General features: G+C 41.9%; 4 protein-coding genes. 1 reads left to right on the top strand and 3 read right to left on the bottom strand.

Translation table 11 applies throughout. From position 1 onward, the window contains the following. Positions 1-72: 72 nt before the first annotated feature. Positions 73-261, bottom strand: coding sequence for a hypothetical protein (locus BUB86_RS17385; RefSeq protein WP_139261752.1), 189 nt, complete (start codon positions 259-261; stop codon positions 73-75). A 181-nt stretch (positions 262-442) separates the two neighbouring features. Beyond that, on the bottom strand, positions 443-1,006 hold the full coding sequence (locus tag BUB86_RS16790) for a hypothetical protein (RefSeq protein ID WP_139261750.1): 564 nt from the start codon (positions 1,004-1,006) through the stop codon (positions 443-445). Between the two features lie 393 nt (positions 1,007-1,399). On the opposite strand from BUB86_RS16790, the gene BUB86_RS16780 reads away from it, so the two are divergent. Then, complete coding sequence (locus BUB86_RS16780) at positions 1,400-2,572, top strand: ATP-binding protein (RefSeq protein WP_073211868.1); 1,173 nt, start codon at positions 1,400-1,402, stop codon at positions 2,570-2,572. Here the strand turns inward: BUB86_RS16780 and BUB86_RS16775 are convergent. Continuing rightward, entirely contained in the window at positions 2,569-2,859 is a 291-nt protein-coding gene (locus BUB86_RS16775) for an N-6 DNA methylase (protein ID WP_254795212.1), read from the bottom strand. The two genes, BUB86_RS16780 and BUB86_RS16775, sit on opposite strands and share 4 nt — an antisense overlap. Positions 2,860-3,193: the final 334 nt, after the last annotated feature.

Genomic DNA, 3,193 nt, shown 5'->3' with positions numbered 1-3,193 from the left:
CTCAATGCAAGTTCTTGCAACTCCAATAAATCTGAATCTTCGTTTTTCTCCATTTTAAAACGTTTTTTTGATTCAACGTTTTTCAGGGTAAGACAGTTGCCACCTTAGCAGTTCCATCAGCTCCTGGCTAACCTCGTCTTCTACCTGAGCCATAAATCCTGCGGCTACCTTATCAATAGCATAGTTGCCACTCATGTCTCTAGCCACCACATCTTCAATCTCCGCGTAGTTCTCTACATAAAGCATTCTTCTTTTCATCATCTCAAAATTTTTAATTCTAAATTCTAAACTAATTTTGCATCGTCGCGAGGAGGTTTTATTTCCTTTTGACGATGCAAAGGTAGAGATAAAAAAGCGCGTCAAACGGCGTTTCCGTATATGCGTATTTTTCGCGTATTTTATGCGTATTAATTCTTTCTAATGCGTATTCTGTGCGTACTTTTCACGCCTCATCACCCATTATTTCGCACTTAATTATATTCCAGAATGTGTCGCACAGGTCGCTCATCGGATTATATTTAAGCTCATAGTAAGCCTCATCATCAGGAATATCCATCACGCGTCCAAAGTTCTTTATTACATTCTTGTTAATCTGCAGACTTTCTGGCCATCCTTCTGGAGTAGCACTCATGGCAATACTCAGGAAGTTATATTGCAGCAGTCCGCCATCCAGCCTGTCACGTATCACCTGATAGATAGCCTGCCACTGATTCTTGAATCTGAACATCTTGGGATAATTAGCTCGCAGCGAGCCAAGGCATGCGCGCAGCATGTCAGTACGCTCATCTGGCGACATACGGCGATACTTCTTGCGTATCTGGTCCTCTATGCTTACACGATACTTAGTTGATGTAGTCGAGCTATCCTCATCCATAGTTGGCACAGGGAACTTTCGCACCTGATAGAACTCACGTATCTCATTAGCCTTATTAATAAGATATGTAAGTCCGTGCATGCATCCATGCGCTAACAGCGGTATCAAAGTACACAAGCGTCGAGAATCCATCAGTTTTTCTCGTCACCTTGAAAAGAAACATACCGCTTTTAGGCGGCTGGGCGTATTCAAACACATACTCACTGTTGTTTTGGAAGCCAGCCTTGCACACTGCACGCACAACTTCCGATGCCGCTAATAAAAACGGCTCCTCACAATACAGTTGCCTTCCTTCGAAAATGCAACTGAAGAAAGTAAATTTCATCATATCACAAATAGGTTTTTAATTGTTATGGGATTAAATCCCAGAAGATTTGTCAAGGCCAAAGTTAGTGCTTTTCCCCAAAACTACAAAGGTTTTCCGCAAAAAATCGTTAAATTGCACTACTTTGGTGCATTTTTTCTTCGTTTTGTGCACTATCACAGTGCATTTTTTACTATATTTGCAGCAAAAATATAACGATTATGGATATTACGCTTATTGAATTCATGGAGAGTCAGTTGAAGTTAACCACTTCAACATTCCATCGGTATATGTACGGTCAAGTGAGTTGGGAATCGAGAATGTTCGGACTTGTTGGGCCACGTGGCGTAGGTAAGTCAACTATGATTCTGCAACACATCAAGGAGAACAGAGACAAGCGACATATGCTCTATATAGCTGCCGACCATCTGTATTTTTCAACCCACACACTTATCGACACTGTAGATGAGTTTGTAAAAAACGGCGGAGAGCAGATATTCATTGACGAGATTCATAAATACGAGAACTGGTCACGAGAATTGAAAATCATATACGACTCTCATCCAGACTTGAAGGTTGGATTCACAGGCTCATCCATACTTGATATCACCAAAGGAGCATCTGACCTGAGCAGACGTACTCTGATATTTACCATGCAGGGGCTTTCTTTCCGAGAATATCTGGCATTGTTTCATAACATAACAGCCCCAGTATATACCATCAACGATATTCTGGAGCATAACGCGAAACTTGATGCCATCAACCACCCACTGCCCCTATTCAGGGATTATCTGAAAAACGGCTACTATCCATTTGCAAATGAGGGTGGCTACGAAATGCGTTTGCGTCAGGTTATCAACCAAACAATGGAGGTAGACATACCCCAATATGCAAACATGAATGCCTCTACAGGTAGAAAACTCAAAAAATTACTGGCCGTTATAGCACAGAGTGTACCTTTCAAGCCCGTCATGGAGTCATTGGCCACAATAATAGGTGTAAGTCGTAACGTGCTTCCCGACTACTTCATCTATATGGAACAGGCTGGTATGATAGGACAACTGCGTGACGATACTGGCGGTATACGTGGCTTAGGAAAAGTTGAGAAAGTATATCTTGACAACACTAACCTTGCCTATGTACTTGGACATGAAAGTACCGACATAGGCAACATCCGCGAGACATTCTTCTACAATCAGATGCGTGTCACTACTGATGTCATTAGTTCACGAATAAGCGATTTCGAAATAGACGGCAAGACCTTTGAGGTGGGCGGAAGAAATAAGAAGCAGAAGCAGATACAGAATGCTGCCCAAGGTTACATAGTGAAAGACGACATCGAAACAGGCTATGCCAACATCATCCCCCTCTGGCAATTCGGACTGACCTATTAGGATTTTCTAATCATCTTAGCAGATTTAGTCTTATTACGAGGCACTCCGCAAGTATTGAAGCGCTTATCCTCAATCACTCTATCCAGCACCACCTCATCCACATTAAATGGTGGATTGGCCATCACATAGTCGAACTTCTCGAAAGCATCGTATGGGTCGCTATAGAAAGAGTTGGCCTCAGTTATCTCACCACGAACGTTGTTCAGCAGCAGATTCATCTTTGCCAATTTAACGGTATCTGGCTCTTTCTCAACACCATAGGCACTCAGACACAAAAAAAGTAACATAATATTTGGGGCGAACGGCGAACGCAGGTACGCAGGTACATTTTCTGTTTTCGGAAATGGCAGCAAAAAGCGTTAGAGATGCTGGAGAGGCGAACGGAGAGGAGTGCTTAATTTAATATATTATATATCTATATATTATTATATTATATATAATATAATAATATATAAGGTAGATTTCACCTGCTCGTCACTGCCACTTGATTTTACAAAATGTACCTGCGTACCTGCGTTCGCCCCCACCTGCAAAAACAGGTGTTTGGAGTGGTACGGCAGAATCTGCTGGATTGTTTACGAGATTTTGCCAAAAATTTCCGAACTATCTCACAGATTGTTT

Origin of the sequence: Xylanibacter ruminicola (assembly GCF_900142525.1) — a bacterium.
In the GTDB taxonomy this organism is placed as follows: Bacteria; Bacteroidota; Bacteroidia; order Bacteroidales; family Bacteroidaceae; genus Prevotella; species Prevotella ruminicola_A.
Note: the sequence above shows the minus strand (reverse complement) of the source record. Positions and strands in the feature narration are given on the sequence as shown.

Bases quoted from the DNA above. Each gene is read 5' to 3' on its own strand.
- BUB86_RS17385 (WP_139261752.1), bottom strand. From the start codon at position 261: ATGATGAAAAGAAGAATGCTTTATGTAGAGAACTACGCGGAGATTGAA.
- BUB86_RS16790 (WP_139261750.1), bottom strand. From the start codon at position 1,006: ATGGATTCTCGACGCTTGTGTACTTTGATACCGCTGTTAGCGCATGGA.
- BUB86_RS16780 (WP_073211868.1), top strand. From the start codon at position 1,400: ATGGATATTACGCTTATTGAATTCATGGAGAGTCAGTTGAAGTTAACC.
- BUB86_RS16775 (WP_254795212.1), bottom strand. From the start codon at position 2,859: ATGTTACTTTTTTTGTGTCTGAGTGCCTATGGTGTTGAGAAAGAGCCA.